The sequence below is a fragment of the Aquibacillus sediminis genome, assembly GCF_005870085.1.
Lineage (GTDB): Bacteria > Bacillota > Bacilli > Bacillales > Amphibacillaceae > Aquibacillus_E > Aquibacillus_E sediminis.
On sequence record NZ_SZNM01000069.1, the window covers coordinates 1 to 1,102 of the forward strand.

Below are 1,102 nucleotides of genomic sequence, written 5' to 3' on the forward strand. Positions count from 1 at the left end.
CTTCGAAACGTGGCGCTTTACGCTTGCCTTCTTTCTGACGTATAGGATCACAAATATCAAGATAAAATGCACCATCACGATGAACTAACCGAATGTTCAAGTTCCCTTTTTTACTCTTATCGCCACGGGCGTACAATTCATTGGTGCGGAGATCTTTCCATTCTTTATTAGTGATTTTACCTTCCATTCGTTTCATAAAGTTCTTGCTACCACCAAAAATAACAGTTGGTATCGTTCCCTCTTCTTCGTGGCGTTTAAGATCATAGAGCTTAGCTTGCAACTTTTCCGTACGCATAGCTAATCCTATTAAACATGTTTTAAGATCTACCTTTTTTGGTGTCTTTTTTCCTGATTCATAATCATGCACCTTACGTTCGGTTTTTTGTATCTTTGTTTCTGTATCTTCGATACGTTTCGGTAGTAACTCTTTTTGGCTATTAATAATCGATTGTGCTAACAGAACAGCATCTTCAGCATACCGTTTATTTACCTTAAAGATAGAAGGCATGGTTTTGTTTAAATAACCAACAGAAACTCCTTCTATTAACCGATTAAAGGCATACCGTTTCATCGAACAAAACACACGCATTAAATCATCTAAATACGCTTTAGTTATCGCATCAGGATGAAGCTTGATCATTCGAACCGTTTTCATTGTTCACACCTCGCTTTAACGTTTTTTCTATCTCTTGAGAGACACGTTTTCCTCCGCGTTTACCGTAAATTCGTGCAGAAAATGATGTGGTAATAGCGATTAAGTCATCAACAAGTTCTTGTTCTTCATTGCCTTCTTTTTCATCGATAATAATAATTTTACATCCTAACTCATTTAAATGATTCTCAAGATAGCGATAGCCAAAACGAGCGAGCCTGTCTTTATATTCAATTATTAAATAAGAAATATTCTCTTCTTTTATAGCATTAAATAGTTTAGTTAAACCTTTTCGGTTTTCGTTTAATCCACTAGCAATATCGTCATAAATGCCGGTAATCTGGTATTGATGATGAACAGCATATTCCGTTAGTCTTGCTTTTTGTCGCGATAGATTTCCTGCATCTGCTTGTTTCTTAGTTGAGACTCTTGCATATATAGCGATTTTTT

1 protein-coding gene and 1 pseudogene are annotated in these 1,102 nt (G+C 35.8%); both read right to left on the minus strand.

Annotated features, from left to right (window positions below):
• Nucleotides 1-655, minus strand: a pseudogene (locus tag FCI53_RS21185) (IS200/IS605 family accessory protein TnpB-related protein); the annotation flags it as partial.
• On the minus strand, nucleotides 621-1,102 hold a 482-nt coding region (locus FCI53_RS21190; protein ID WP_138420945.1), incomplete at its 5' end, for an IS607 family transposase. The gene FCI53_RS21190 and the pseudogene FCI53_RS21185, both read right to left, overlap by 35 nt.